At 34.5% G+C, this 23,609-nt stretch carries 20 protein-coding genes; 9 read left to right on the top strand and 11 right to left on the bottom strand.

Translation table 11 applies throughout. From position 1 onward, the window contains the following. Positions 1-14 precede the first annotated feature (14 nt). The 7 genes from FNE73_RS00500 to FNE73_RS00530 all read right to left on the bottom strand — a co-directional run bounded on the left by FNE73_RS00500 (position 15) and on the right by FNE73_RS00530 (position 7,035). A complete protein-coding gene (locus FNE73_RS00500) occupies positions 15-596 on the bottom strand; it encodes a pentapeptide repeat-containing protein (protein ID WP_143882845.1) in 582 nt (193 codons plus the stop codon). A gap of 20 nt (positions 597-616) precedes the next feature. Next, entirely contained in the window at positions 617-1,864 is a 1,248-nt protein-coding gene (rodA, locus tag FNE73_RS00505; protein ID WP_143882846.1) for a rod shape-determining protein RodA, read from the bottom strand. Next, entirely contained in the window at positions 1,839-3,887 is a 2,049-nt protein-coding gene (locus FNE73_RS00510) for a peptidoglycan D,D-transpeptidase FtsI family protein (RefSeq protein WP_143882847.1), read from the bottom strand. Before FNE73_RS00510 ends, rodA begins: the two co-directional genes overlap by 26 nt. Beyond that, positions 3,884-4,390 (bottom strand): rod shape-determining protein MreD, encoded by a 507-nt coding sequence (locus FNE73_RS00515; protein WP_143882848.1) that lies wholly within the window; start codon positions 4,388-4,390, stop codon positions 3,884-3,886. Before FNE73_RS00515 ends, FNE73_RS00510 begins: the two co-directional genes overlap by 4 nt. After that, on the bottom strand, positions 4,383-5,237 hold the full coding sequence (gene mreC / locus FNE73_RS00520; protein ID WP_143882849.1) for a rod shape-determining protein MreC: 855 nt from the start codon (positions 5,235-5,237) through the stop codon (positions 4,383-4,385). Before mreC ends, FNE73_RS00515 begins: the two co-directional genes overlap by 8 nt. 27 nt (positions 5,238-5,264) lie before the next feature. Beyond that, positions 5,265-6,290, bottom strand: coding sequence for a rod shape-determining protein (locus FNE73_RS00525; protein ID WP_089743371.1), 1,026 nt, complete (start codon positions 6,288-6,290; stop codon positions 5,265-5,267). Between the two features lie 244 nt (positions 6,291-6,534). Further along, positions 6,535-7,035 carry a M15 family metallopeptidase gene (locus FNE73_RS00530; RefSeq protein ID WP_143882850.1) on the bottom strand — a complete coding sequence of 167 codons (501 nt, stop codon included), beginning with the start codon at positions 7,033-7,035 and terminating at the stop codon, positions 6,535-6,537. A gap of 187 nt (positions 7,036-7,222) precedes the next feature. On the opposite strand from FNE73_RS00530, the gene FNE73_RS00535 reads away from it, so the two are divergent. Further along, a complete protein-coding gene (locus FNE73_RS00535; protein WP_143882851.1) occupies positions 7,223-8,500 on the top strand; it encodes a Y-family DNA polymerase in 1,278 nt (425 codons plus the stop codon). 46 nt (positions 8,501-8,546) lie between these two features. Here the strand turns inward: FNE73_RS00535 and FNE73_RS00540 are convergent, their stop codons facing one another. The 3 genes from FNE73_RS00540 to FNE73_RS00550 form a co-directional block, all read right to left on the bottom strand. After that, a complete protein-coding gene (locus FNE73_RS00540; RefSeq protein WP_143882852.1) occupies positions 8,547-9,680 on the bottom strand; it encodes a serine hydrolase domain-containing protein in 1,134 nt (377 codons plus the stop codon). A 78-nt stretch (positions 9,681-9,758) separates the two neighbouring features. Then, positions 9,759-11,300 carry a glycine--tRNA ligase gene (locus FNE73_RS00545; protein WP_143882853.1) on the bottom strand — a complete coding sequence of 514 codons (1,542 nt, stop codon included), beginning with the start codon at positions 11,298-11,300 and terminating at the stop codon, positions 9,759-9,761. Between the two features lie 219 nt (positions 11,301-11,519). Further along, the gene (locus tag FNE73_RS00550; protein ID WP_185147261.1) at positions 11,520-11,960 is read right to left on the bottom strand and encodes a hypothetical protein; all 441 of its coding nucleotides are present in this window, start codon (positions 11,958-11,960) and stop codon (positions 11,520-11,522) included. A gap of 134 nt (positions 11,961-12,094) precedes the next feature. Between FNE73_RS00550 and FNE73_RS00555 the strand changes: the two genes are divergently transcribed. From FNE73_RS00555 to FNE73_RS00565, 3 genes are all read left to right on the top strand, one after another. After that, a complete protein-coding gene (locus FNE73_RS00555; RefSeq protein WP_143882855.1) occupies positions 12,095-12,289 on the top strand; it encodes a DUF4177 domain-containing protein in 195 nt (64 codons plus the stop codon). A gap of 24 nt (positions 12,290-12,313) precedes the next feature. Then, positions 12,314-13,009: a pseudouridine synthase gene (locus FNE73_RS00560; RefSeq protein ID WP_143882856.1), complete on the top strand. Its 696-nt coding sequence runs from the start codon at positions 12,314-12,316 to the stop codon at positions 13,007-13,009. 680 nt (positions 13,010-13,689) lie between these two features. Next, a complete protein-coding gene (locus FNE73_RS00565) occupies positions 13,690-14,727 on the top strand; it encodes a quinone-dependent dihydroorotate dehydrogenase (RefSeq protein ID WP_143882857.1) in 1,038 nt (345 codons plus the stop codon). 58 nt (positions 14,728-14,785) lie between these two features. Here FNE73_RS00565 and FNE73_RS00570 read toward each other — a convergent pair whose 3' ends face one another. Further along, entirely contained in the window at positions 14,786-16,030 is a 1,245-nt protein-coding gene (locus tag FNE73_RS00570) for a DUF445 domain-containing protein (protein WP_143882858.1), read from the bottom strand. Positions 16,031-16,279: 249 nt separating this feature from the next. Here FNE73_RS00570 and FNE73_RS00575 point away from each other — a divergent pair, with 249 nt between their 5' ends. The 5 genes from FNE73_RS00575 to feoB all read left to right on the top strand — a co-directional run bounded on the left by FNE73_RS00575 (position 16,280) and on the right by feoB (position 23,487). Continuing rightward, the gene (locus FNE73_RS00575) at positions 16,280-17,041 is read left to right on the top strand and encodes a murein L,D-transpeptidase catalytic domain family protein (RefSeq protein WP_143882859.1); all 762 of its coding nucleotides are present in this window, start codon (positions 16,280-16,282) and stop codon (positions 17,039-17,041) included. Positions 17,042-17,351: 310 nt separating this feature from the next. Further along, positions 17,352-20,054 (top strand): carboxypeptidase-like regulatory domain-containing protein, encoded by a 2,703-nt coding sequence (locus FNE73_RS00580; RefSeq protein ID WP_143882860.1) that lies wholly within the window; start codon positions 17,352-17,354, stop codon positions 20,052-20,054. A 194-nt stretch (positions 20,055-20,248) separates the two neighbouring features. Continuing rightward, positions 20,249-21,136 (top strand): GLPGLI family protein, encoded by an 888-nt coding sequence (locus tag FNE73_RS00585; protein ID WP_143882861.1) that lies wholly within the window; start codon positions 20,249-20,251, stop codon positions 21,134-21,136. Positions 21,137-21,260: 124 nt separating this feature from the next. Further along, on the top strand, positions 21,261-21,527 hold the full coding sequence (locus tag FNE73_RS00590) for a FeoA family protein (RefSeq protein WP_143882862.1): 267 nt from the start codon (positions 21,261-21,263) through the stop codon (positions 21,525-21,527). After that, positions 21,514-23,487 carry a ferrous iron transport protein B gene (gene feoB / locus FNE73_RS00595; RefSeq protein ID WP_143882863.1) on the top strand — a complete coding sequence of 658 codons (1,974 nt, stop codon included), beginning with the start codon at positions 21,514-21,516 and terminating at the stop codon, positions 23,485-23,487. Before FNE73_RS00590 ends, feoB begins: the two co-directional genes overlap by 14 nt. Positions 23,488-23,609: the final 122 nt, after the last annotated feature.

Here is a 23,609-nt window from a genome sequence, read left to right on the forward strand (position 1 = left end):
ATGAATCAAAATAACTAACTGTTTTTATCAACTTCTATATCAAGATGACGTAATAGACCATAAACTTCAGAAAGTGAAAATTTCGTCTTTCTGAGATTATTTTGGGCTGGATTAATTGTATAGTTAAAAGAAGTTCTCAAATCTGCTTTTTCCAAATTGGTTCTGTCGAAAATAGTCCCGCTTAAATCACAGTTTGAAATAACAGAGCTTGAAATATCAGCTTCAGAAAAATCAACTTCAATAAGCTTTGAATTCTTAAACTGAGTTTTTCTAATGGTTGATTTATAAAAGACAGAATTGTTCAAAGCACAACCCTCGAATTTAAAAGACATTCCAAATTCGTTACAGTCATTGAAAGTCATTCCGTACATTTTACAGTCTTTAAAAGCAACTTCACGAAAAGCAGTTCCAATAAGTTTGGTCATGCTTAAGTTACTTTCGATAAATTCGCAGTCAGTAAATCTAAATCCGGAAATATTTAAGTATTCAAAATTACAGTTTCGGAAAGTACAGTTTTCATACTCGCCCAAATTTAAAGGTTTTTGAGTGAAATTTATATTTTCAAAACTTTCATCCGCAATGTAAATTTCTTTCATAGTAATATTTAATTTCCTTATTAAACCAAGCTGTTTTTATCTGCGTAATTCAATTTGAAAAAGATAAATGTCAAGATTGAAAAGGCAAGCAAGGAACTGCCGCCATAACTAAAGTAAGGCAAAGGGATACCTACTGTTGGAAACAGCCCCATTACCATTCCTAAATTGATAGAAAAGTGCATAAACAGAATAGACGCAAAGCAGTACCCGAAAACCCTGTTAAAGACAGATTTCTGCTGTTCAGAGAGATAATAAATCCTGCCAATGTAAATAAGGTAAAAAAGTACCAAAATTGTGCTTCCAAGGAAGCCCCACTCTTCACCCACCGTACAAAAAATATAGTCGGTTTCCTGCTCAGGAACAAATTTTCCCTGAGTAACGGAACCTTCTCTGTAGCCTTTTCCCGTAAGTCCACCAGATCCGATTGCTGTTTTTGAATACAATAAATTATATCCAGATGTATCTCTAAATTCTCTTTCACCTTTGTATAAAACCTCTACTCTTTCCTGCTGGTGTTTTGGTAATTTCTCAAAAATGATCGGCGAAATAAAAGACAAAGCTGCCAAGCCTAAAATTACCGCAACGCCGGGTAACAGATTATAAATATTTTTTCGAAGAAAGGCGGCATTAAAAAGAAACCAAAGCAGACCAATGAAAATGATAAATACAGTAAAATACCATAAACTCCATCCTAATGGATCATTAAGGTAATTGGCTATTAGAAAAACCGATGCAAAAAGTGTCCCGATAAAAAAAAGCTGACCGCTAAGACCTTCCCTGTATAATGCTATAAAAAATGCCGTAAAAACAAGTAACGAACCCACATCCGGAATTGATAATACAACTACAGCAGGAATAGCAATAATTCCTAAAACGGTAATTAAAGACTTTCGGTTGCTGAGATTAAATTCTGCTCCGGAAACATAATTTGCCAACATCAGCGCAACTCCTATTTTGGAAAATTCCACAGGCTGCATTGTAAAACTTCCGAATTTGTACCAGTTTTTCTGCCCCAGTATTTCTGTCCCGAAGACATGCAGACCCGCAAGCATCAGCACACCACCAATGTAAATGATCCCTGACATATTTTCGAAAAATTTGCTCCTGCTGAAAAAAATAATAATTCCAATAAAAATAGAAATCCCGAAAAACAAAAGCTGCTTTTTACCCAAACCCTCATCTACACTATAAATATTGGCAATAGCGAAAACGCAGAGCAAGAAATACAAACCCAGTCCAATTTTATCTATTCCTTCTGTCCATTTCATTGTTTTTTGGTTTTGGAGATTCTGACTGTAGTTTTTTCTGTAAAGCTTCTTTCTTTTTCTTTGCCTGATTCAGGCTGTCCTGCATTTTTTTGAGTTTTAGCGAGTCCGGTTTAGGCTCTTTGTACAGCCCTTTTCTTTTTAGATCAGCAATCCACTGCCTTTTATATTCGGGCATAAAGCTGGAGGTAACCATTTTTTTATACAGATGCTCTCGTTTGAGATCTCCCATGATGTATTTTTCAGCAATAACAGTTGACGCCGGACCTGCCCATGTTGCACCAAAACCTGCATGTTCCATTACAGCAACTACCACAATCTTTGGTTTGTCTGCAGGGGCAATCAATACAAAGATTGAGTTATCTTTCCCTTGCGGAACCTGCGCTGTTCCTGTTTTTGCAAGTTGCGTAAAATCATTTGATTTCAATCCTCTTGCTGTTCCGGCAAGTACCACCGCTTCCATTCCTTTCAATACAGGATCAAAATGTTTTTTATCTACTAAAGTCTGATGTCTTTTCTTAAACCTTGGGTCCGGATTTGGCTTTCCGTCAATAGATTTAACGATATGCGGTGTGTAATACCATCCTTTATTTGCAATTGCTGCTACATAATTGGCAAGCTGAATTGGAGTAACGAGTACATCTCCCTGTCCCATTCCGTTGTAGATAGCTCCGGTTGACATTTCGTCCCAGTCTTTAAAATCCTGTCTTTTAGATCCGCTGGCTTTCATAATTGCCTTGAATCTTCTTTCGTAAAAGTCTCCGGAAGGAATTCTTCCCTTTGCTCCGACAGCAAAATCGTTATTCAGGAATTCACCAACTCCGAAACTACTCATTATTTTCTTCCATTCATCCACACCCCGTGAAGGATTTCCTGGATATTTTTTAATTATTTTAATGAATGCATAGGTAAAAAAACAGTTGCTGGAAACCTGAATAGAAGGAATCAGCGGATCTGCACCGCCGTGACCTTTAATTCTTTTTCCTTTATAATAAAACCCGCCACCACAAGGAAAAATCGTTTTTTCGTCCATTACACCCATCTGCATCGCTGCCAAAGCAGTTAATAGCTTAAAGGTTGATCCGGGAGGATAAGCTGCCTGTAAAGAACGGTCAAAAGTAGGCTTATTCTCGTAAATAGTATCTTTTGATAAGGCATAAAGATTTTTAGACTTATTGGGACCTGTGAAAAGATTAGGATCAATATCCGGTCCTGTCGCCGCCACCAAAACCTCACCGTTGTTAGGATCAAGAGCTACAATTGCGCCATGTTTGTTGACAAGCATTTCTTCTGCCATTCTCTGCAGATCATAGTCAATAGTTAAAGTTATGTCTTTTCCTGTTACGACATCACGATCCAGAGTTCCGTTTTTGTATGGACCAACATTTCTTAGCTTAATGTCTTTCTGAATGTATTTAACACCCTTTATTCCTCTCAATTCTTTTTCATAAGACTTTTCCACGCCTGTCTTACCAATAAGATCTCCAGGAAGATAATATATGGAGTCTTTTTTAATTTCACGATCGTTAACTTCACTCGTATATCCCAGCAAATTCCCGGAAGTTGATACTTCATATTGCCTCTGAGGACGCTGAACGATATTGAATGCCGGATATTTGAATATAATTTCCTGCACTCTGGCAATGTCTTCTCTGCTCAAGTCTTTCAGAAAAGTCATGGGTGTAAGTTTGGAATAATATTTTTCAGTCTTAATTTTATTAATCCTGTTGATAAAGTCCTTTTCAGTAATTTTCATTAAATTACAAAAAGCTGCAGTATCAAAATCGGGCTTCATCAATGCCTGGGTAAAAGAAATTTCATACGCAGGCTGATTCCCAACCAAAATTTTTCCGTTTCTGTCGAAAATAACGCCGCGCTGTGGAATGACGTATTCAGTCTTGATGGAAGTATTCGCAGCATTAAGAGCATACCGGTCGGTAAACAGTTGCAAATAAGAAAGTCTTGCTATAAAAATTACAGCAATGATGATAAGAATAGATAAGATTTTTAAATGACGTGGGTTCAAACTTTTTGTTTGATTTTAAAGATTAATGCGTAAATAACGATAAATATAAAGGAAATACCTGTAGTTACCAACACATTAAGCAAGATTTCAAAAATTCTGCTGAATTTAAAAAATTCAATATACTGCACCAAAAGCTGATGCAGAAAAATACTTGACAACAAAAACAGCAGAAACTGTGACCACTGCAAAGACTGAAAAGAGAAAAAGTCTGTAGAAGTATCTGTAGAAGTACGAAAAATCAAAGTACGGAAATACGCAATCAATGTAGTTGCAAATGCATTAATTCCCCAAGAGTATAAAAATGCATCTATAGCCAGACCCATTAAAAAACTTAAAGCTAAAAATTGAAATTTATTTCTGAAAAAAGGATAAAACATGACAAACACCGGATATAAAACCGGAGTAAATTTCCCGAACAGCGTAATGCGGTTGAGCACAAAAATCTGCAACGCAACCAGAAAAGCCATTATTAAAATATCGGTAAATATGGTTCTGCTAATCATGTTCTTTTTTTATTACAGCCTGCATGGTATCCTGTATTTTCTGAACCTCTGCTTTTTTAAGGTTTTTTACTACATATACTTTATTCAATGCACCCATTTTCTCACTAAGTTCCACAGAAATATCCCAAAAGCCTGTTTTGTTGTCTACTGAATAACCGGCAATTGTTCCAATCATCACACCTTTAGGAAAAATAGCAGATTTGCCGTCGGTTTCAATGGTATCTCCTATCTTTAAAGAAACATATTTAGGAACATCAGACAAATGCATGAGACGGGAATTTTCGCCTCTCCATGTCAACGTTCCAAAATATCCGGAATTTTTTAAAGCAGCATTGATCCTTATTTTATTTACACTTAAAACCGATTGAACCAATGCATAACTATCGGTAGAATTGATAACGATCCCAGCAATACCTTTCGGTGCCATCACCCCCATCTGCGGAAAAACACCATCTTTCTTTCCTCGATTGATGGTAAAATAATTGTCTCTTCTGTTGATGCTGTTGAAAACAATTTCTCCGTCAACAAAAGTATAGATCTGCCCACCGCCAATTGTATCATGTACTTTTCTGAATTGCGGATTATCTGCTCCCTGTTTTCCATAAAGCTCAATCATTAATGCTTTATTCTGGGCAACGAGATCTTCATTAATCTTTTTCAGTTTTAAATAAGAAACACCTTCGTCTATATACCCGGAAACTCTGGAGTTAAAAGCAGCAGTTTGTCCTGCAAGCCAGGATTTCTGCATTGCATTTTTAGAAAATATCAGAATAATAGCAATAATTTGCAGGAAAATAAAGAATACAAAAAGCGCATTCTTAGAAAATAATCTCAGCAAAAATCCCATTCCGATAAAAAGTCGTAAAAATTAAAATTATTTGATAAGGAAGTTGAATTTATCCATATTTTTCAACGCAATCCCTGTACCGCGTACTACTGCTCTCAAAGGATCTTCAGCTACAAAAACAGGAAGACCTGTCTTCTTGTGCAATCTGTCTGCAAGACCTCTTAGTAAAGCACCTCCTCCTGCAAGATAAATTCCGGTTTTGTAAATATCTGCAGCCAATTCCGGCGGTGTAAGAGAAAGAGTTTCCATCACTGAATCTTCAATTCTGATGATTGATTTATCCAGAGCACGGGCAATTTCTTTGTAGCCTACCATAATTTCTTTCGGCTTACCGGTAATAAGGTCTCTTCCCTGTACCGGAATATCGTCGATATCCACATCAAGATCTTCAACCGCAGAACCTACTTCAATTTTCACTCTTTCAGCAGTTCTTTCTCCGATATATAAATTGTGGTGAGTTCTTAAAAAATAAGCAATGTCATTAGTAAATACATCGCCTGCAATTTTTACAGATTTGTCACAAACAATACCTCCTAAAGCCACAACAGCAATTTCGGTAGTACCGCCGCCTATATCAATGATCATATTACCTTCAGGTTTCTGAACATCAATACCAACTCCTATTGCAGCAGCCATTGGCTCATAAATCAATCGTACTTCTTTAGCGTTTACTTTCTGAGCAGAATCTCTTACCGCTCTTTTTTCAACTTCCGTTATTCCGGAAGGAATACAGATTACGATTCTAAGAGCCGGCTGGATAAATTTTCCTTTAATCCCGGGAATCAACTTGATAAATTCCTTGATCATGTGCTCTGAAGCATGAAAATCTGCGATAACGCCATCCTTTAGCGGACGGATTGTTTTAATATCTTCATGGGTTTTACCCTGCATATGTTTTGCCTGTTCACCTACTGCAATCGGTTTTCCCGTAGAACGCTCTATCGCAACAATAGATGGCTGGTCTATAACAATTTTATTATTATGGATGATAAGCGTGTTGGCAGTTCCCAGGTCTATCGCAATTTCTTGCGTAAACATATCGAATAAACTCATAATTTTCTCCTTGATTTAAGTTTACAAAGATATAAATTTCACACTAGTAAAAAATAATAAGTTTTATATAATTTGGTTAAATTTTTATTAAAATGATATTTTTCCTGATCTTATTTTTTTAGCCTACGATTTACATCTGATTTTACAGGATTGCAACGGTTTATAAAAAATATAAGTCCCCGTCCATAATTTCTGCCGGAGACTTACATTTTTTACATTTCTCTTTGATAATGAGCAATAAAGCTTAAGTAATTACATAATCATCTTCGTTCCTTTTCATTTTAGACAGATTTCTCCAAGTAGTTTTTACCAAACCTTTTGATGTCAGAATATTCTTTTTTTCAAAGTGAGGAAGATCTTTAAATGTTTTCCAGTTACCACCCCAATCCCATCCGTATTTTGCAAAAATTTTCACACATTCGTACCAATCGGCAACCCGGTCATTATCCCAATCTTTTACAGTGTCCCAGCTTGCCGTTTTTCCATCAATAATCAGACAAATATCTACTGCCAATCCGTAATTATGAATACTCTGTCCTGCCTTTGCATTGGTTACTTTTTTTCCGGAAGTAATCCTTCCGATTGCATATAATTTTTCCTGCTCTTCAAAACTTCTCCACCCTTGGGTAATTCTGATTTTAGCTCTTCCTGTTAATGCTTCATTGCATTCTTTTATAATCTTTTTCACCTCATCTCTTACCAAAGGATGAAGTCTTTCAATTCTCTGAAGCGTTGCTTTGTCCATGATTTTTTTAAAATTTTAAATTTTCTCCGGAACAAATGTAGAGGCATAATGCGACAAAACTCGTCGTGTTATAAATTATTTAAAGCATTGAAAACAAGACAATTAAATCAAATGTTAAAATTTAAATTTAACATAACAATCTGTTTAAAAATTTTTAGATTTGTCTTTCCAAATACTTATTCTATAAATGTACGCTCTGGTAGATTGCAACAATTTTTTCGTGTCCTGTGAAAGAACTTTAGATCCTTCACTGGAAGATAAACCTGTTGTGGTACTTTCTAATAATGACGGATGTGTTGTTTCCAGAAGCAAAGAAGCAAAAGATCTCGGGATTCCGATGGCAGCTCCTGCATTTAAATATAAGGAGCTTTTCAAGAAGCATGATGTAAAATGTTTTTCGGCAAAATTTGAACTTTATAATTTTAAAAGTCAGGAGGTGATCCGGATTTCCAGATCATATGTAGGAAAAAATGACTATGAAATCTACAGTATTGATGAACTTTTTCTGGATCTCCGAAGCTTTAAATATGTTGATATTTCAGAATACTGCCTTAAGCTTAAAGAAGAAATCAAGCTTAAAACCCATATTCCTGTAAGCATAGGTATTGCCCCTACAAAAACACTCTGTAAAATTGCCAACAGAATTGTAAAAAAAGATCCTGAAAGATTCAATGGAGTATTTATACTGGATACTCCCGAAAAAATTGAAAAAGCTTTAAAATGGCTTAACATCGGTGATGTATGGGGAATCGGAAGACGCCTTGCGGTAAAAATGCATGATAACGGCGTTTATAAAGCCTGGGATCTTCTACAGAAACCTGAAATGTGGGTTCGTAAAATCATGGGAATTCATGGAGTAAGAATGGTGAATGAGTTAAAAGGAATCCGCCAGCTCGAATTAGGCACTCCTTCTGCCAAAAAATCTATTGCGGTAACCCGAAGTTTTATGGAAATGCTGACAAAAAAAGAGGATGTTCGTGAGCGTGTAGAAACTTTCGGAATGTATTGCTCTGAACGTTTGAGAAAACAGAATACCTGCTGCAAAATGGTAACCGTTTTTCTACAAACCAACCGCTTCAGAAAAGATTTACCAGAATACAGAAATGCCAAAACCCAGATTCTTCCCAATCCTACCAACTCATCAATCCTGATTGGCAGAGTTGTGAATGATCTGTTTGAATCTATATTTGAAGAAGGGTTTCACTATAAAAAAGCCGGAGTGATTGTCAACGATTTTGTTCCTGAAGATCAAAGGCTGATCAATCTATTTGAGGAAGACACCCAAAACCAGCATTTGCCCGTAATGAAAGCCATGGATGCAATGAATAAGAAATACGGAAAAGATAAAGTGCGCCTCGGAAGTATGAGCGGAGAAAATACTTGGGGAAGAAAACAATTGTCTCCTGAGTATGAAAATTTTTTAAAAAACAATGTACTTACAGAAGCTAATTTCAGATTTCATTAAAGTTTAATTGATTTTCACGTCTGAAAAATTAATTTCAATCTGGAATTCAGGAAAAGAATTTCACCGTTTCATTTACCAGAAATTTCACCTGATCCGGTCTTCCTCTATCCGTTTTAGGGAGATTATTGTAGCTTCCGGTTCTTACAACTACCATTTTATATTGAGGAATGATGATAATGTACTGCCCCTGTAAACCTAAGAAATAATAATGCTTAATAGGATTATCATGATTGATCCAAAGTCCCATTCCATAAATTTCCTGAGATTTTTTGGTTGGAGTCCGCATTTCATTAATAAAATTTAGACTTAAAAGCTGTTTACCATCAAATTCGCCATCATTTAGAAATAATTGTCCGAGCTTGGCAAAGTCTCTGGAAGTAGCGTGAATGCAGCAATAAGTTTTTTCCATTCCTGCTTTATCAGTACTCCACAGTGCATCATATTCCATTCCCAAAGGAATCCAGAATTTTTCAGATAAATAATCTGCTAAAGTATTATTCACCGCTTTCTTGACCGCAAAGCCTAAAAGCTGAGTTGAGCCGCTTTGATATTCAAACATTTCTCCGGGCATTCCTTTGAATTTTCTTGAAAAAGTAGCATTGATAAGACTTTTTCCGTAATAAGCTTTTGCATTCGGAAGGAAAGGATTTTTATAATCTTCAATCCAGTCCAATCCAGATTCCATCTGAGCAAGATTTTTTAACGTGAGACTTCCTGCTAATGTTTTGGTTTTAAACTCATCAAAATAATCAGAGAATTTATCATCAAGGCTTTTAATTTTTCCTTCTTCTAAAGCTTTCCCCAACAACATTACGGTTATAGCTTTAGCCATAGAAAATGAGTTGGTGAGAGATGTTTTTTTGTAATTTTTAAAGTACTGCTCATGCACCAGTTTTCCGTCTTTTACTACTAAAAAAGATGCTGTGTGAGATTGTAATAAATCATCAACGATATTTTTCGGTAATTCTTTTTTATTATAATCTTCCGTTTTCTTCCAAGCTTTTGGGGTTTTAGTAGAAATGATATTTCCCGTGAAATAATTTCCGTCATCAATATTTGCGCTGGTTTTTCCTTTCAGATAGGTTTTAGAAATACCGTTCAGTAGATATTCGTAGCCGGAAATGTATAGAGCAAGAATTGCAATAACAAAAAAAACTACAACAGAAATGAGAATTACCATAATGTTTGATCTTGAACAAATTTAAACTAATTTTAAAATTATGCCTAAAAAAAGCCCTGATTTCTCAAGGCTTTCTGTCTATATTTTAGAAAGTAAATTTCTGAAGTTTGTTTTCTCATCAATGATTCTTCTCAGATCAGAAACAGCAACTCTTTCCTGCTGCATCGTGTCTCTGTCTCTTATCGTCACGGTGTGATCGGTAAGCGAATCGTGATCTACTGTGATACAATAAGGTGTACCGATGGCGTCTTGTCTTCTGTAGCGTTTTCCGATAGCATCTTTCTCTTCGTAGAATAAATTGAAATCGTATTTCAGATCGTTGAAAATATTCTCAGCATATTCTGCCAAACCGTCTCTCTTCATCAACGGAAGAATCGCTGCTTTTATTGGTGCCAAAGCAGGAGGTAAAGATAAAACTGTTCTTTCTGAACCGTCTTCCAATACTTCGTCTCTTAAACAATGAGAGAAAATAGAAAGGAATAATCTGTCTAAACCTACCGAAGTTTCCACAACATAAGGAACATAATTTTCATTTCTTTCCGGATCGAAGAACTGAAGTTTTCTTCCTGAAAATTCTTCATGCGCTTTTAAATCAAAATCTGTTCTTGAGTGAATTCCTTCCAGTTCTTTAAATCCGAACGGGAAATTAAATTCAATATCTGCAGCTGCATTAGCATAATGCGCTAATTTTTCATGATCATGGAATCTGTAATTTTCATCACCCAAACCTAAAGCTTTGTGCCAGTTCAGACGTTTTTGCTTCCATTGTTCGTAAAATTCAAGTTCAGTTCCCGGAGCCACGAAGAACTGCATTTCCATCTGTTCAAACTCACGCATTCTGAAGATAAACTGTCTCGCAACAATTTCGTTTCTAAATGCTTTTCCAATTTGGGCAATACCGAAAGGAAGTCTGTGACGCGAAGTTTTCTGTACATTCAGGAAATTAACGAAAATTCCCTGCGCGGTTTCCGGCCTTAAATAAAGATCCATCGCAGAATCTGCCGAAGCTCCTAATTTAGTTCCGAACATTAAGTTGAATTGTCTTACTTCCGTCCAGTTTTTAGAACCTGTATCGGGATCAGCAATTTCCAGTTCTTCAATTAATGCTTTTACATCAGCAAGATCTTCATTTTCAAGAGATTTTGCCAATCTTGAAAGAATAGCTTCTCTTTTCGCTCTGTATTCTAAAATTTTAGGGTTTGTCGCTTCAAACTGAGCTTTATCAAAAGACTCACCGAATCTTTTCGCTGCTTTTTCAATTTCCTTGTTCTCTTTGTCTTCAATTTTAGCACAGTAATCCTCCACCAAAACATCCGCTCTGAAACGTTTTTTAGAATCTTTATTGTCAATCAAAGGATCATTAAAAGCATCAACGTGACCAGAAGCTTTCCAGGTTGTAGGGTGCATCAAAATTGCCGAATCAATTCCCACAATATTCTCGTTCAGCTGTACCATCGCTTTCCACCAATATTGTTTGATATTATTTTTCAGTTCTGCACCATTCTGTCCATAATCATAAACAGCGGATAAACCATCGTAGATCTCACTAGAAGGGAAAATAAAACCGTATTCTTTAGCGTGAGAAATCACTTTCTTGAAAACATCTTCTTGCTTTGCCATAATTTTTTTTACGTCTGAACTGCAAAAATAGTGAAAAAGCAGGAAGTAAAGAGATGACAGATGGAAGTTTTTAATTTTGAAATTATTAGAAGCCAATAACCTGCTTGTGGTTTATCGTAAAGCTGTCGAAAAGTATATCTTTTTCGCCATCTCTTATTTTAAACCAAATCAGAAAAAGGATGTTGCTACAATCGGTGTTATTGAAAAACAAGTTCTAAATTATCTTTTCTTTTTAGATTCTTCAAGATAGTTTTCAACATAATTTTCATAAATACTCTTTAAAATATTACTTTCTCCGGCAAAATAAGAAACAGCTCCATCAACGGTCTTAATATGTTTTTTCAACTTCAAATTATATAAAATAAATTTATATGTGAGAAATATTGAAAGTAAGATGACTGTTATAAAGTTTCCCCAAATTAATTCTATAGTCTTTTCATAGTAACCGTGGTCTGAATATGATTTAATTGAATTGTAAACTAGAAATAATACAGCAATTACATTTAAAGATGCAATTAAATAATTAAAAATTTCATTTTGTCTGATATGTATTAAATCTTTCTGAAATTCAGAAAATTGCTGCTCTTTCGCATTCATTCTCTGGATTTTAAATAGCTTGTAATTACGAATTTCTTCATTTATATTGTCTGTTTCGGTCATTATTTTTTGTTTTAATCAAATATAGTTTTTTAAATTAATTTTGGTTCAAAAATAATGCATTATTACAACCTGATAAGTTTAAGAACTCATCAGGTTAAATCAAAATTTATTGTACATTTAAAATAAAATTTATCATGAGAAAAAGATTCGAATACAAAACGGTTATTATTGAGCCTAAAGGATTTTGGGGAACCAAATATGAACCTGCAGATATTGATAAAACCCTAAATCAATACGGAAGTGAAGGATGGGAGTTGGTGACTGCAGAAAGTAGAGATTACGGAGGAAGCTCTTATGGTATTATTTATACTTTTAAAAGAGAATTATAAAACTATTATTTTTAGTTTTGTCCCATGTTAGAAATCCTTTATCGTGACGAACATCTTATTGCCATTAACAAACCCAGCGGATTATTGGTTCACAAATCTTTTTATTCCGGAGAAGCAGATATGTATGCAATTCAGGAACTGAGAAAACAAATCGGACAAAAAGTGTATCCGGTTCATCGTTTAGACCGAAAAACTTCCGGTGTTTTATTGTTTACTCTAGATAAAGAAACGCTGAGAATGATGAGTACCCAATTTGAAAATAAAATGGTTGAAAAGAAATATATCGCTATTCTGCGAGGCTGGACGAAAGAGGAAGAAACGATTGATTATGATCTGGTTAACGAAAACGAAATTACACAAAATGCAATAACGTACTATCGCCGTTTGCAAACTTCGGAAATAGATTTACCCTTTTTAAAGCATCCAACTTCGAGATATTGTCTCGTTGAAGCGATTCCTGAGACAGGAAGATTTCATCAGCTGAGAAAACATTTTAAACATATACTGCATCCGATTTTAGGTTGCAGAAAACATGGTTGTAATAAACAGAATAAATTGTGGCTTCAGACTTTTGGAATTAACAAAATGACTCTTCATGCCCATCAACTAATTTTTAATCATCCTGTTTCTAATGAAAGAATTACGGTAAAAGCTACTATTGATGATGATTTTAAAAGAGTGGGAGATATTTTAAATTTTGATTTAAATTCTTATTCTTAGTAATTTAAATTAATTTTAATGCAAAAATTATATTTTATCTTGTATTATTTAAGACAGCAAAGGCAAATAAATTTGCTACGCGAAGCTTGAAAATATGGCTTAATCAATCAGCTTGTTGATTAATACTTTGCTCCTTAAAATGTGAGCAATAATTGATAAAACTTTGCGTTTAATTTTATATTTTACTTTTCAATTCTGTAAGCATTTAACGCAAAAATCTATTTCCATGCTTTTTATTTTAAGCAGCAAAGGCAAATAAATTTGCTATGCGAAGCTTGAAAACATGGCTTAATCAAATCAGCTTGCTGATTAATACTTTGCTCCTTAAAATGTGAGCAATAATTGATAAAGCTTTGCGTTTAATTTTATATTTTACTTTTCAATTCTGTAATCATTTAACGCAAAGATCTATTTCAATGCTTTTTATTTTAAGCAGCAAAGGCAATAAATTGCTACGCGAAGCTTGAAAACATGGCTTAATCAAATCAACTTGTTGATTAATACTTTGCTCCTTAAAATATTAATTCAATAAAATACATCTTTGCGTTAAAAAATTATCTTGCAGATTACACAGATGTTTGTTTTTTATATATCCAATTTATAACACCTTTTTTCATAAAATATCATACATTAACCAAACATTAATTTTAAAATGAGTATTTTTGTAAAACTTTTTTTCAATGTACAAATCGCTCATTCGCCCGATTCTTTTCAAATTTGATCCCGAAGAAGTTCATCATTTTACTTTTTCGATGTTGAAAAATTTCGGTTTCCTTACCAAATTATTTTTTCCTAAACCTATTGAAGATAAACGTCTTGAAAGAGAAGTTTTTGGATTGAAATTTAAAAACCCAGTTGGTTTGGCTGCCGGTTTTGATAAGAATGCGGTTTTATTTAATGAACTGGGAGATTTAGGATTCGGTTTTGTAGAAATTGGTACGGTTACGCCAAAAGCTCAGGCTGGAAATCCTAAAAAAAGATTGTTCCGACTGATTGAAGATGGCGGAATTATCAACAGAATGGGCTTCAACAATGATGGTCTTGAAGCGGCGATCGAAAAACTTAAAGGCAACAAAGGCAAAATTATTATCGGTGGAAACATCGGAAAAAACACGAACACAACACCTGAAAATTATACTCAGGATTATTTGGATTGTTTTGAAGGTCTTCATCCTTACGTAGATTATTTTGTACTGAATGTAAGCTGCCCGAATGTTGGAAGTCACGCAAAACTGGAAGATGTTGAGTATTTGAGAGAGCTGATTACAGCTGTAAAAGAAATTAATCAAACCAAAGTAAATCCAAAACCAATTCTTCTAAAAATAGCTCCGGATCTGAATAATCAGCAATTGGACGAAATTATAGAACTGATTGCAGAAACAAAGATCGACGGAATTGTGGTTTCTAATACTTCTGTGAACAGAGAAGGTCTGAAAACTTCACCGGAAGTTTTAGCAGAAATCGGAAATGGTGGTTTGAGCGGAAAACCAATTCGTGAACGCAGCACAAAAATGATTAAATATCTTTCAAATAAAAGCAACAGAGCTTTCCCGATCATCGGAGTTGGTGGAATTCATTCTGCAAAAGATGCCATTGAAAAACTGGATGCGGGAGCAACTTTAGTTCAGTTGTACACAGGTTTTATTTACGAAGGTCCGCAATTGATTAACGATATTAATCAGGAAATTTTGACGAGAGCGGGTAGAATTTCGAGGTAATTTTTAAAGTAAAATATTGAAAAGCAAAATCCACTTCGATTTTGCTTTTCGTGTTTATTTATAAGAAAAAGTGTGACACCGTATAAATTATCAAACCGACCAATCCGCCAACTAAAGTTCCATTCACGCGGATAAATTGCAGGTCTTTACCGACCTCTAACTCAAGCTTTTCGCTTAATTCTTTACCTTGCCAGTTTCCGACTGTTGAACTGATGAGGTTTCCTGCTTGATGAGTATTTCTCAGAATATATTTGTAAGCAGTTACTCTTACCCAATTGTCAATTTTATTCTGAAGATTTTCATCAGTTTTAAGATTTTGAGAAAACTCATTTAGATTTTTTGTAATGTATTTTTTAAGTGAAGAAGTTTCTTCCTGCAATTCTGTGCTCAGTGTTTTTTTAATTGAATCCCAGATGTCGTTTGAATATTCTTTTAATTTATCATCTTTCAGAAAATCATTTTTAATAGTTTTAAATTCGTCATTCCATTTCGGATCTTCTTTTAATTCATTAGAAAAATCATAAATCTTTTTTGTAATTAAAGATCTGATTTCGTGATCGGTATCCTCTTCTACTTCACGGAAGAAATCTGAAAGTCCGCTTGCAATTTTTTGGGCGATTTTATTATCTACAAAAGAAGGAATAAAAGAATAGCTCCCTTTTTTTACTCTTTCCTGAATCATTCCGTCGTTTTCAATAAGGTAGTCTTTAATCTGTTTGGAAAGATTGGTCACAATTTTCTGATGATCATTTTTGTCTAAAAGATAAATAATTCCGTTTCCTAAAATTTGGTTAAGCTGAATAGTATCAGTCATTTCCGAAACCTTTTTGCTGATAAAAGTACTCACTTCAGAATCATCCAGTTTATTAAGAATATCCAAAATGATGTCCGAAATATTTTTGATTAAAGCTTCCTGATTTCTTTCTTTTGAAAGCCATTCTCCCACAAAATTTGAAATTTTTATTTTCTGAATATAAGGACGAATAGTTTCTGGCGAAAGAAAATTAGAAACCACAAAATTTCCAAGATTATCGCCCAATTTCTGTTTGCTGTTTTCAATCAGGTTTGTATGAGGAATCGGCAGACCAAGAGGGCGGCGAAAAAGTGCGGTTACGGCAAACCAATCTGCCAAAGCTCCTACCATTGCAGCCTCAGAAAATGCTCTTACATAGCCTATCCAATGAGAATGATGTGTTTTCTGAAGGATTGTGGTTACTACAAAAATTACTGCCATCAAAACAAAAAGTCCGGTGGCAAAAGCTTTATATTTATTGAGCTGTTTTCTTTTACTATTATCATTCATATCATCAAGTGTAATAAATTGGTGATAAGTTCGTTTAATATAATGTTATCGCAAAATCAATCTTAAATAATTTCAAAAAACATTCCATAAATAGATTTTAACTTAATTTTTAACAATAAATTTCATTATAAAACGGAAGAATTTGCGTTAAAATCTCTTAAATTGAGTTAAACTGCTGTTTCAATAACGTACTGACAATTATGTTTTTATAATTTTGCATGACCTAATTAAATTTAACATAATATTTAAATGAAAGGATTTTATAGGTTATTAGGAATGGTTTATCTCATAACAACTTCTTTTTATCTTTCTCCAAAGAAAAATGTTACAGAAAATAAAAAAATCATCGCCGAAAGAACAGTAAAAACAACTCCGGAAAATGTATCTAACGAAAAAACCGGCAATCTAAGTTCATCTGAAGAACTTTACAATTCCATCTTATTTGATGATGAAAATAAACTGAATTTTGATGTTTTTGCAAAAGCAATTTTAGGATTTAACAATCTTAAAAAAGCAGGAAAACTGAATGAAGATGCTCATCTGCTGACCGTTTGTGATTTCTCTATGTCTTCCAACAAAAAAAGACTTTGGGTAATTGATATGAACGAAAGAAAAGTAGTTTTCAATTCTTTAGTAGCACACGGTAAGAACACCGGTGAGGAATTTGCGGAAAAATTTTCAAATACTGAGAGTTCGTACCAAAGCAGTTTGGGCTTTTATATTACCGATACCACTTACGAGGGTGGAAACGGCTATTCACTAAGACTTTTGGGAATGGATAAAGGTTTTAATGATGCCGCTTTACAAAGAGCCGTAGTGATGCACGGTGCAAATTACGTAAGTGAAGAATTTGCTGCCACTCACAAAAGAATCGGAAGAAGCTGGGGTTGTCCCGCTGTTCCGAGAGCTTTGGCAGAACCTATCATCAACACCATCAAAGGCAAAAATGTACTCTTCATTTACTATCCTGATGAAAATTACCTCTCATCTTCCGAGTGGTTAAAATCATAAAAAATTAAAGCAGTCTAAATAGGCTGCTTTTTTTGGCACTAAAAAAACAATTGTTTATCACTATTTTTGTAGTGATATTTTTTTATTTAGATTTGCCAATCAATTTAAATCTCCGTCTTGTGTAACAAAAAAGTTTTAATGATAACTAATTATTCAACCTTTTAGGGTTTAAAAGATTTCAGATAAGAAATTTTACCACAATAATTTAAACTATAAAAAAAGTAAATCTTATCAATCGCAATGATTTTAAAAGCAAATTAATAAATCAGCGACTGCATAAGATTAATAAAAACAATAAATATCTACATATATGAAAATAAAAATCTCCCTTTTCCTGATGTTTTTTTTCTCTCTCATCACGTTTGCACAGAAAACTGTTACGGGAAAAATTACAGATGAAGACGGCGTAGCCATTCCAAGCGCAAGTGTAACGATTGAAGAGCCGGGAAAAGATGCCATTTTAGCTTATGGAATTACCAATTCTAAAGGTGAATATAAAGTAACATTTACCTCATCTGAGTCTAATGTAGATCTTAAGGTAAAAGCATTTAATCAAAAAACTCTTACTCAACAAATCAGCAACAGCAATCAGAATCTTAGCTTTAGGCTTCAGCCGGAGGCTACAGAGATAAAAGAAGTACAGCTGAAAACCAAGATGATCACAGCTCGTGGAGACACCATTGCATACGATCTTAAAGCATTCGACAGTAAAAATGACCGAACGCTTGCTGATGTAATGAAAAAAATCCCGGGAATTGAAGTGAAAACCGACGGAACCGTTCTCTATCAAGGTAATCCTATCAATAAATTTTATGTAGAAGGAAAAGACCTGATGGAAGGCGGCTACGGAACTATTAATAACTCGCTTCCAAAAGATGCGGTTGCAAAAGTTGAGGTTCTGGAAAATCATCAGCCTGTGAAAATGCTGCAGGGGAAAATTCCTTCTGATGCAGCTGCCCTTAATATTAAACTTAAAAAAAATGTCACCATGACCGGAAGAGGCGAAGTCGGAAGTGGTTTTGGTGATCCATGGTTGTGGAATGTAAAACTTACCCCGATGTTTTTCAGTAAAAAACAGCAGTGGGTTCTCAATTACAAAACCAACAACATGGGAGAACAGGTAGAAAATGAAGGCAACATTATCGGTTTTGGAAGTTCATGGGAAGGAAGAAGAAGCAATATAGGACAAAATAACTGGCTTAGTGTAGAAAATGCAAGTGTTCCTAATCTTCCCGTACGAAGATATTTATTCAATAATGTTCATTATTTATCCGCCAATTACCTTACTAATATTGATAAAAAGCAGGAATGGGAACTGAAAACCAATGCCAATTATACTAATAATGCGGTGGAAAGAGAATCGACGACGTATGTTACCGATTTCCAGCAAAATACACAGTACGGGTACAGCTTTTTAAACAATTTTTATACAGATAAACTAAAAGGGGAATTGATTTTTACGAAAAACGCAAAAAAAGGTTTCTTTAAAAATGTTACTACTTTCTCGCAATTCTGGAATGGGGAAAGAGCTGACGCAAACAGATGGGATGCTTTGAGCAACAGATTCGGAAATCAGTCTGTACAATCTCCAACTTCTTCATTTCAAAACTCTTTAAGCACCATTATTCCGTGGAAGGAAAAAATGGTTAATTTAAAATCATACATCAGCTATCAGGATGATAATCAGACTTTACAGATAACACCAGCCAATTACCTACAGATTCCGTTTATTCAAAATAATGCATTTACAACAATACCTTTTGCTCCCGGAAGTATTGCCTTACAAAATTACCGAATGAAAACTTTAGACACATCGCATTCGGCAAATATTAGCTTTACTACGAAAGGATGGACTTTTACTCCACAGATTGGTGTTGATTTTTCTACGGACAATCTTACAACAAACTTTGACGGCGTTACAACAGGAGTTGTAGGAGCGCCAGATTTCAACAGCCCATTATATGACAATGCCTTGAAATTCACAGAAGTTACACCATCTGCCTCAGTAGGAATCAACTATAAATCTGATGCATGGAGTTTATTTTCTAATATTCCTGTAAATTTCAACAGCATCAAAGCTGAAGATCCGGCAAGAAATGTTTACAAAACCTTAAACAGAACAACTTTTACTCCTAATATTTTTGCTCAGTACACTTTCGCTTCTTTCTTTAAGGCAAGTATTAACGGAAACATCAGCAATAATTTCGGAGATATTCAGACTGCCTATGCAGGATATATTTTAACAAGTCCCGGAGGTTTTAATGTAATGAATGCTAATAATCCAATCCCGCAAACCACTACAAAGAGTTTGGGAGGAAGATTAGAATACAGAAATCCGCTTAATAACTTATTTTTCAATACAGGATACAGATTGAGTGATTCTAAAAATAATTTGCTGGCATCAAGCAGAGTAAATGAGTCAGGATTTAGTGTAATCGAATATATTGAGAGAGAAAACAATAGACAAACGAATACTTTATACGCGGAAATTGGAAAATACTTTCCAAAATTTAAGACTAATCTATCGGTAACATTCAACGAGACTGAAACAACTTCACAACAGCTTAGAAACAACGACTTTATTGATAACAAAAATACAGGAAATACACTTGGTTTCAAATTCAACAACACATATTTCTCCTGGATGAGTATTGATTTTAATCTTTCGAAGAGCTGGACAAAACAAACTAACGGAATTCAGGACAACAAAACCGAAGGCTACAATCACAACCTGAATGTATTCTTTTATCCTTTGGAAAATCACACAATCGGTTTTTACTGGGATCAGATCAACTCAACGTTTGTGGATACACAATACCAAAATGCATTTTATGACTTGTCTTATCAGTTTAGCTGGGCAAGTAAAAAAATAGATTTTGAACTAAAATGGATGAATATTGCCAACCGAAAAGTTTTTGAAAGAATTGATCTCAACTTAGCTACAGTAGCACAAACAACCATGTTGCTCCGTCCAAGCCAGGTAATGTTTACCGTTAAATTCAACTTCAAATAAAACAGAAAGCCAATCAGGAAGATTGGCTTTTTTAATGTTCATTCAAAAAATAATTTAAAAAAAGTGTAACATTTTTTATATAACCCCAACTAATTAATTAAAATAAACATTCAAATCTCTATAAAATAGATTGATGATTTAATAAGCACAGATGAATAACTATAATTATCTATATTCTTAAATAAATATCTATTATGAAAAATATACTATCATTCTTATTTATTGCTGTTTTTGCCATTGCAAATGCGCAGGAAACCGCAAATAGATTTTTTTATGAATTGACTTATGTACCAAATAAGGATTCTTTGGAAAAGAAAAACAAAGAAATGATGATCCTGGATATTACAAAAGATAAATCTATTTACCGCGATTATCTTGCTGTTTCTCAAGATTCAATCTTAAAAGTTGAAGTAGAGGCTATGCAAAAGGCTGGGGTTTTTAAAGATTTATCAAAAACATTGAAACAGCCGAAATTTTCTCATGTAATTACTAAGACATATCCGTCAATGGACGTTTCTTATGCAGATTATATATTGCAGGACAAAGTGAGCTATAAAGATGGAAGCTCATTAGTCTGGAATATTTCCAATGAAAAAGCTAAAATCGGTACTTATGACACTCAGAAAGCCACTACAACTTTTGGAGGCAGAAAGTGGACTGCATGGTTTACAACAGAAGTGCCTTTTCAGGATGGACCTTACAAATTTAAAGGTTTACCCGGCTTAATTGTAAAGGTGGAAGATGATGCTAAAAATTATTCTTGGGAATTGAAGGGCAATAAAAAAATCGCTGATTACAATCCTGAAAGTTATTCAGAAAAATTAATGAAGCAATTCGGACAAGGGAGAAACAACTTAGAAGTAAATAGAGAAAAATTTGAGCAAATGTATGCTGCTTATAAAAAAGATCCTTTTGGAAGCATTAGATCCCAATTATCACAAATCCCGGCAGATGCAAAAATGCCTGATGGAACATCAATGTCTCAAATGATGAAAGATGCTGAAGAAAGAATGAAAAAATATTTAAGCGAAAATAACAACTCTATTGAGATTCTTGAGGCAACAGCAAAAAAGAAAAAATAGCATTCATATTTAACTAAACTATATTTTGATAAACCCAGATACTATTCGTATTTGGGTTTATTTATGAATTTTCATTATTTAGATTAAATTTAAATAGCGTATATTTGCACTCAAAATTTTGGCTTTGCAGGATATTTCATTACACAATCTTAGCAGCTTTCCCAAAAACAAATTGGGGATAATTATCGGTTATGATAACGACGGAATGGATATGCCTGTGAAGATCATAGAAATGGGGCTGCTTCCTCATACTACTTTCAGAATTCTTTATCAGGCTCCTTTCGGAGGACCCCTTTATGTGGAGTTTGGAGAAGAGAAAAGCAGGATCGCTCTTCGCCGGGAAGAGGCAGACTTTATCACTGTAGAAGAATTGACAGATGCGGGAAAATAATCAAAAACAAATTCTATTAGTAGGAAATCCAAACGTCGGAAAATCTACTCTCTTTAATGCTCTTTCCAATAAAAAACAAAAAACCGGAAATTATGCAGGCGTTACCGTTTCCAGCCATTCCGGGAGATACACTTACAAAAATGAAGAGGTAGAAATTATAGATTTACCCGGATCATACAGCATCTATCCAAGCTCAGAAGATGAGGCTATTTTTTCTCAGTTTTTGATTGAGAATCAGAAAAAGTATTCCGGTGTCATTTATATTCTTGAAGCTCTAAGCATTAAGAGAGGTCTTTTACTTTTTCAGCAGATACAGGATTTGGGAATCCCAATGATTTTGGTTCTTAATCAGATAGATCAGGCGGAAAGAAGAGGAATTCATATTGATGCAGATAAGCTGTCTGAAAAGCTCCATATAAAAATTATTAAAACCAATGCAAAAGAACAGTTAGGCATCGAAGCTATAAAGGAGGCTGTACTTAACAATGATTTTGCGCTAACTAATAATTCAGTTTTTAAAATACCTTCAGAACATCAGGAAAAATTATCCGGTAACACTTATCAGGACTGGCTTAAAATAACTTTAGCTAAAAGTACTGAGCAAGAAAAAAGTCTAAACCCTAAAAGGTTACAGGTGCAGGAAACAGTAAGACGTTACCAAAATATTGACGGAATACTTTCTGAAGTCATTTCAAAAAAAGCACAGTTTAAAGAACTCCTTACAGAAAAGCTGGATAAAATTCTTGTACACCCGGTTTTAGGATACTTCTTCTTTTTGCTGGTACTTTTAATAATTTTTCAGAGCGTTTTCTTTATCGCAGAATATCCGATGAACTGGATTGATGCACTTTTTGCCTGGCTTTCAGAAACTTCAGCAGCCTATCTTCCCGAAGGACCTGTAAATTCATTAGTCTCTAAGGGGATTATTCCCGGATTAGGCGGAATTATTATTTTTGCTCCTCAAATCGGAATTTTACTGTATTTCCTTTATCTTTTGGAGGATTCGGGATATATGGCAAGAGTGGTTTTCCTGATGGATAGAATCCTGCGTCCTTTCGGATTAAACGGAAAAAGTATTGTGCCTTTGGTTTCCGGAACTGCGTGTGCGATTCCTGCTGTAATTTCTACAAGGAATATTGAGAACTTAAAGGAAAGATTATTGACCATTCTGGTGACACCTTTTATGACCTGTTCTGCAAGACTTCCGGTTTACAGTATTATTATCGGATTAATCATTTCAGACAAAACTGTTTTCGGAATTCATTACAAAGCTTTGGTGCTCTTAGGCATGTATCTTCTAGGATTTTTCGTCGCTTTATTTTCGGCTTTTATTTTGAAAAATTTCATTAAAGAAGACAAAAAAACATATCTGGTGATGGATCTTCCTACTTATAAAAAGCCTTTATTCGGGTATGATTTTCAGTTAGTTTTAGGCAAAGTATGGGAGTTTATTACCGGAGCCGGAAAAATAATTTTTGTTGTAAGCATCATCATCTGGTTTTTAAGCTATTTTGGTCCTAAAGAAAAGCCGGAACAATGGGTTGCCGCTGACGTTTCGCTGGATCATTCTTATTTAGCAAGAATGGGAAAAGTATTAGAACCTGCTATAGAGCCTTTAGGCTATGACTGGAAAATGGGGGTCGGTATTCTAACCAGTTTTGTGGCAAGAGAAGTTTTCGTAGGTACGATGTCAACATTATACAGTCTTGACGATGACGTTCCAGAAGGAAAAATAATTGACAAAATGCGTCATGATGTAAAACCCAATGGCGAAAAAGTCTTCAGCTTTGCAACAGGAATTTCTATACTTTTATTCTATGCTTTTGCGATGCAGTGCGTTTCTACGATTGCAGTAGTATATAGAGAAACAAAAAGCTTAAAATGGACAGCCTTACAGGTAATTATGATGACCGGTTTGGCATATTTTGTGTCGATGATTGTATATCAGATTTTAAAATAAAATGGATAATTCTTTAATCTTTCAGTATATCGTTGTTGCGTTAATTGTGATTTTCGCCTGCTACTCTCTGTACAGAATTATCCGTAAGAACTTTTCAACAAAAAAATTCAGTTCCAAGAGAA

It is taken from the genome of Chryseobacterium binzhouense, assembly GCF_007474545.1.
In the GTDB taxonomy this organism is placed as follows: domain Bacteria; phylum Bacteroidota; class Bacteroidia; order Flavobacteriales; family Weeksellaceae; genus Chryseobacterium; species Chryseobacterium binzhouense.